The organism is Streptomyces sp. NPDC107581, from assembly GCF_055657175.1.
In genome coordinates this window covers 47,163-53,162 of sequence record NZ_JBVKBH010000028.1, presented here as the reverse complement: position 1 = coordinate 53,162, position 6,000 = coordinate 47,163, and the positions used below count along the sequence as shown (strand labels likewise).

The 6,000-nt window shown below is 65.8% G+C and carries 4 protein-coding genes and 2 pseudogenes; 3 read left to right on the top strand and 3 right to left on the bottom strand.

Annotation, left to right across the window (positions count from 1 at the left end):
- Nucleotides 1-662 precede the first annotated feature (662 nt).
- The 3 genes and pseudogenes from ACZ7P3_RS40785 (at nucleotide 663) to ACZ7P3_RS40775 (ending at nucleotide 2,882) form a co-directional block, all read left to right on the top strand.
- The gene (locus ACZ7P3_RS40785; protein ID WP_472089696.1) at nucleotides 663-1,004 is read left to right on the top strand and encodes a hypothetical protein; all 342 of its coding nucleotides are present in this window, start codon (nucleotides 663-665) and stop codon (nucleotides 1,002-1,004) included.
- A gap of 287 nt (nucleotides 1,005-1,291) precedes the next feature.
- Nucleotides 1,292-1,423: pseudogene (locus ACZ7P3_RS40780) on the top strand (IS5/IS1182 family transposase); the annotation flags it as partial.
- A 652-nt stretch (nucleotides 1,424-2,075) separates the two neighbouring features.
- The gene (locus ACZ7P3_RS40775) at nucleotides 2,076-2,882 is read left to right on the top strand and encodes an IS5 family transposase (RefSeq protein ID WP_472089694.1); all 807 of its coding nucleotides are present in this window, start codon (nucleotides 2,076-2,078) and stop codon (nucleotides 2,880-2,882) included.
- On the opposite strand, the gene ACZ7P3_RS40770 is transcribed toward ACZ7P3_RS40775, so the two are convergent.
- The 3 genes and pseudogenes from ACZ7P3_RS40770 to ACZ7P3_RS40760 all read right to left on the bottom strand — a co-directional run bounded on the left by ACZ7P3_RS40770 (nucleotide 2,863) and on the right by ACZ7P3_RS40760 (nucleotide 5,489).
- On the bottom strand, nucleotides 2,863-3,333 hold the full coding sequence (locus tag ACZ7P3_RS40770) for a hypothetical protein (protein WP_472089693.1): 471 nt from the start codon (nucleotides 3,331-3,333) through the stop codon (nucleotides 2,863-2,865). The genes ACZ7P3_RS40775 and ACZ7P3_RS40770 overlap by 20 nt on opposite strands.
- 202 nt (nucleotides 3,334-3,535) lie before the next feature.
- Nucleotides 3,536-3,958: a hypothetical protein gene (locus ACZ7P3_RS40765; protein ID WP_472089691.1), complete on the bottom strand. Its 423-nt coding sequence runs from the start codon at nucleotides 3,956-3,958 to the stop codon at nucleotides 3,536-3,538.
- Between the two features lie 326 nt (nucleotides 3,959-4,284).
- Nucleotides 4,285-5,489 (bottom strand): annotated as a pseudogene (locus tag ACZ7P3_RS40760) (IS256 family transposase).
- Between the last annotated feature and the right edge of the window lie 511 nt (nucleotides 5,490-6,000).

Genomic DNA, 6,000 nt, shown 5'->3' with positions numbered 1-6,000 from the left:
CCCGAAATCGGTGGCCACCTGCTCGACCGTGACACCCGGGCCGCGGTTCCTCGCGACCCGCACGACGTCCTGGCGGAACTCTTCCGGATAGGGCTTGGGCACAGCGACATCCTTCCCACCCGCCCCACAGGGCAAGCCAGTTCAGATGTCACCCGATCGTGCAGCAGACCCCAGGATCAATCCGTAGCTTGGCAGCTCGTCAGAGCGACCCAGCGTCGATCCGGCGAACGCGATGCCTCGACGACACGACCAAGATCGTGTTACGAGGTCTTACGTGACCAATTTCTTCGCCGACTCCGTGTCAGTAGTCGAACTGTAATGGGCTCGGCCCTCTCTCTGACAGCCTCGGCTGTTGGTGAATGCGAGGGCCGGATTGTGACAACGGTCAATCCCCTTATGTGGCCAGCCTCGTGGTGAGAACGGCGCTACGGTGCGGACGAGCAGCGTGCGTGGTGCTCTCACGCGCGCACGGATCTTCACTGGTACCACCGGGCCTGCATGGAGTGCGGAGGTTGTAACGGTCCTTACCTGATGGATACGCAGTTTGGCGCCGAATGAAGTGGGGGAGTGGTGCACTCCGACCGTGTTGCGAGCGGAGCAACGTCGGATGACACTTGTAGGGGGGTCGGCAGGGGAAGAGGTAAGGAAAAGGCGGGGTATCGATGACCAGTCATACGAAAGCACCAGTTTATGCTGAAACTCCGGTGGCCGACACGCAGCCGGTCCACCCCGAGGGAGGGGCGATTAAGCCAAGGTCGTCCGTGCGACGCGGTTTCGGCGGTCATCATCGCCTCTTCAATCAAGGCTTCAACATCCCCGGTCTCACCGGGAACAGCTCCGTGTTTTGTAGCCTGACAGAGGTCGACGCGAACCAAAACCCCATATTCGCGACAGCAGGGGTGCACCTCTACAACGTTACTCCCACGAACGGTGTCGTTTTTGTTCGCGGGGAGATCGATTGGGACACTGATCTGCTGATCAGGTTCGACTTCCTTGTCGATTGATCGAACCCGGTTAACCTCGATTCGTCAACGGTCGTGAGTGCATGACCAGGTCGTTGGTTCGCCCTGTTTGTTCCGCGTGGTCGCGGGTGAGGCCTTCGCGTTTCGCTGCGGCTGCGCCGGGGTTCCACGGCTCCCGGAGTGTGCTGGTCCTGCTCCTTCCGGGTCTTCGACGGGTCTGGCGGCCGGTCGTCAAGTGACGGCGGGCAGGGCGGTCAGCAGGTGGCAGCAGGTCGTGAACGCCTCCGCCTAGCGCGTGTCTCTTTGATGGGTGGATCAGTTGATCGGATATGCCTGTCCGATTACTGATCACTGATGCGATGTGGGACCGGATTCTGCCGCTGATGCCGGCCGATCCGGTCCGCGGGCGGCGGTGGGCTGACCACCGCCGCACCCTCGAGGCCATCGCGTGGAAGTACCGCAACTTCGGACTCAAACCGAGCTGGCCGCGGCTCGGATTCTAGAGGACATCGGCCGTGAGGGCTGAGTCTGTGGCATTCCGTTCGGGATCGAAACTCCGGGCCTGATGACCGGACTTGCCAGCATCGGTTACGGCCTTCTCCGGCTTGCGAAGCCAAGTGCCGCCCGTGCTGCTGGCCGCACCGCCGGCCCCGGAGCGACATCGAGTCAGCTGACTTTTTGCGCCGACCTCGCCTCATTGCCCAGTGCAAGGTTCGATTGCCGCTGAGAGCAGGAAGTCAGCGAAGTGCTCGGTTAGCGGCTCGCCCGTAAGCGGTTCTAGGAACAGGAACTGTCCCTGTGGGTTTACTTCAAGCCATACTGGCTCGTCCTCTGGTGTCAGTTTAAGACGCCATCCGCTTATCGATCACGTGGATGGCCTGGTCGAACTGGGTTCCTGATCGGGTGATCGTGTGCGGACTGACGCATGGAAGCAGGGCCTCTTGGTAGTTCGGGGGTGCGATCCCATCCGAGTACCAGGAGGCCCTGTTGCCGCAGTCTTTCGTGTCCGCGTGCGTGGAGTCCAACTCGCTGTCACCGTCGTGTGACTGCCTCGCGCACAGGTTCGGCAACGCGGCGGACAGGCCGGAGCGCACTTCGAGCTATGGCTCCGACATGACGGAGGCGGAGTGGCGGGTCGTGCGGCCGTTGCTTCCGGTTCCGGCCTGGCTGGAGGGACGCGGCGGGCGGCCGGAGGGCTATGGCCACCGCGTCATGCTCGACGCAGTGCGCTATGTCGTGGACAACGGCGTGAAGTGGGCCAATCTGCCTGCGGACTTCCCGCCGTATCGGCGCGTGCATGCTTTCGCCCGCCGCTGGCAGGTCACGGGGCTACTCGCCGAACTCCACGACCGGCTGCGCGACCGCGTCCGGGAGAAGGAGGGCCGTCTGCGGGACCCGACGGCCGCGATCGTGGACTCGCAGTCGGTGCGGGCGGCGGCGAACATCCCGCGTCCGACGTCCGGGTGGGACGGCGGGAAGAGGGTGGGCGGCCGCAAACGGCACCTGGTGGTGGACTGCCTCGGCCTGGTCCTGGCCGTCGCAGTGAGCGCGGCGAGCGTCCAGGACCGCGACGCCGCCGTTCCGCTGCTTCAGCGGCTGCGGGGGCAGTACTTCTCCATCCGCCTGGTATGGGCGGACGGCGGCTATGGCGGCCGGCTCGTCGACTGGACCCGCGAAGAGCTCCGGATCACCCTCCAGATCGTCAGACGCACCGACGACACGACGGGATTCGTGGTGCTGCCGCGCAGCTGGGTGGTGGAAAGAACGCTGAGCCGGCTGATGCGCTCACGCCGCCTGGTGCGCGACTACGAGACGCTGCCCGCCATGCACGAAGCCATGGTGCTGTGGTCGATGACCATGCTCATGAGCGGTCGCCTGGCCGGACGCCGACCGGCCGGCTTCAGCGGGCCGGCATCGTGAGCGTGGTGAACACCCCCGGCCGCACCCGGAGTGCCCACCCTCGCTCCACCAGCCGTTTCGCCTTCGATCGCAGTCCCTCGACCTTCGCCGGGACCGCCTCCAGCCCCAGCGCGACGGCCAGCTGCTGGCAGCGCATGCCCTCCCGGCCCACGTCAGACTCCAGCACCGACAAGATCCGCTGGTAGTCCGGCGCGAGGGCTGTCGCCGCCATGCCCGCCTCCCGCAGCGGCACCGTCGAACCCGCCACCGCGCTTCCCATCGGCTCCGTGACCACCGAAGGCGGCCCGGCCAGCACCTCGGCCACTGTCACCCGGGCATCCACCAGACGCTGAAGGGCGCCTTCCGCCTCGCCGAGCGCGGCCTGCACCCGCTCGGCCTCCTCCCGCAACCGCGCGATCTCTTCCCGGACCTTCTTCTCCCGGACCTCCAGCAGACCGAGCACCGACGACACCAGCCACCTCCACGAGCAAGACGAACGGACGAACCACGCCCATCTCTCCCGCCACAAACCGGAGTCCATGCCCACCCAACCCGAACCAACCGATCACGTTCGGAAAGCGGATGGCGTCTGACAGCGAGCCAGACCAAAACCCGCGGCCCCCCAACCCCCCACCAAGACACTGTCTCGATGGGGGGTCGCGGGCATGCGCTGGTCAGTGGTTGTAGCGGGTGCACTTGTAGGGGGGCGGGGGGACGTCGGTCGAGCCGTCGTCCAGGCAGATACGGACGAACGCGGCGCCTCCCTCCACGTCGGCCTGCACGTCGAAGGTGAACGCTTCCGACTTCCCGCACACGCCCTTGTGGCTGTACCCGGCGGAGATCTCGTGGCCGGCGCTGTTCAGGGTGTAGCCGGTGGTCCCCCGGCAGGAGGAGGCCGACACCGACTTGTGTTCTCCGGCGATGGTGACGACGCGGTTGTACCAGGTGATCGTGCCCCGGGTGTACGTGTTGCCCACCGTCACGTCGAACGGGGTGACCGGGTAGGCGGTGGCGTGAGCTGCGGGCGCGGCAGTCGCCAGCAACGCGCCGGCAGTCAGCACGAAGGCGCTGAGGGTGGCTGCGGAACGGGTGCGCATGATGTCTCCAAAGTCGGGGCCGTGGTGGCCGGTAGCGGCCCCAGTCTCCCGACACCCGTCGACGACGTCCATGGTGCCGGCGCCCTGGCTCAACTCGTGGAACACCGCCGACGACTGCGGCCCCCACCGGGATACGTCGTCTCGGTGGGATCAGGCGGCAGCGTCCTCGGCGGTCTGTTCCGGGTCCAGGGTGGCGCCGGCGATGACGGCCGCTTCCAGTGCGCGAAGCCTCACGTAGTCTCGCACGAGCGCTTCCGGTACGACTGCGGCGACGATGCGGCCCTTACGGGGATGTGTCCAATCAACGGCTGATCTTGGTTGTTGAGTCAGTTGCTGGTGGTGAGGGTGAGGCGTCTCTCGAAGGCGATCTGGAAGGCGTTCAGGGGGGCCTTCCAGCGCATCGTCCAGCGGCGGCGGCCCTTGCCGGTCGGATCCAGTGACATGAGCGCCATGTAGACGCATTTCAACGCGGCGTTCTCCGAGGGGAAGTGGCCGCGGGCCCTCACGGCTTTGCGGATGCGGGCGTTCACGCTCTCAATCGCGTTCGTTGAACAGATCACCTTGCGGATCTCGACGTCGAAGGAGAGGAAGGGCACCATCTCGGCCCAGGCGTCGGACCACAGCTTGATCACGGCCGGATACTTGGTGCCCCACTTCTCGGAGAACTCCAGGAACCGTTCGCTCGCGGCGGCCTCGCTCGGCGCGGTGTAGACGGGCTTGAGATCCATGGCGACCTTGTCCCAGTCCTGCCGGGCCACGTAGCGGATGCTGTTCCGAATCAGATGAACTATGTATGTTTGCACCACAGTTCGCGGCCAGACGGTCTCGACCGCGTCCGGCAGGCCCTTCAGTCCGTCGCAGACGAGCATGAGCACGTCCTCGACGCCGCGGTTACAGAGCTCGGTGAACACAGTGAGCCAGTGCTTGGTACCCTCGCCGCCATCACCTGCCCAAATCCCCAGAATGTCCCCGGTGCCCTCGACGGTCACAGCCATGGCCAGGTAGATCGGCCGGTTGGCGACCTGACCGTCGCGGATCTTCACGTTGATGGCGTCCACGAAGACGACGGGGTAGACGCGGTCGAGCGGACGTGACTGCCATTCAGGCATGCCTTCCATCACCTTGTCCGTGATGGTGGTGATGGTCTGCTTGGAGAGGCTCCGTACACCTCGGCCAGATGAGCCGATATCTCCCCATGAGTGAGGCCCGTCGCCGACAGCGACAGCACCATCTCGTCGACACCGGTCAGCCGGCGCTGCCGTTTCTTGACGATCTGCGCCTCGAAGGTGCCGGCCACATCCCTCGGCACCTTCACCTCGACCGGACCGACATCGGTCAGCACTGTCTTGGCGCGGGGGCCGTTGCGGCTGTTGCCGCTGTTCCGGCCCGCCGCGTCGTACTTGCCATAGCCGACATGGTCGGTGATCTCGCCCTCCAGGGCGGACTCCAGCACCCGCTTCGTAAGCTGCTGCAGCAGCCCGCCCTCCCCGGTCAGCTGGGGCCCGTCATTGCGGGCACGATCGACCAGCATCGCGATCAACTGCTCGTCCGACACCGCCTCCGCCGCCGACTCGACGACCGGCTCTTCCACGATCTCGTGCTCGGTGATGACCTCGCTCATCAGGCGTCTCCTTGATCATCGGATCCGCCGTTGATTAGACACTCCCGCGGCAGGAGACCAGTTCGAGCAGTCCGTGGCCGCACTCCTGCACCATGCCGCCGAGCTTCACAAAGCCGCCTGCGGAGCGCACGAGAAATGACCTCCTGCGACGTCCCTGCCGACAAGCACCACGAGACCGTTCGCCCATACCCGTGCGGCTGGCGCTGTAACTCCCAGGCCTCATGGGCCCAGAAGGGCCTGCCCGAGCCGCAGCCCGGCCCCGTTTGGCCCGCCAGAGCCTGGACCACCTCCAGCCCCATCAATGCTCCCGCGTTCACGACCAGCGCGCCATCACCTCGGGAATCCGCTGGAAGTACGGGCATGGGCCCACGCCTGAGGGAGCGCATGCGAACGCTGAACCCTGACGCTATGGCCGCAGCGA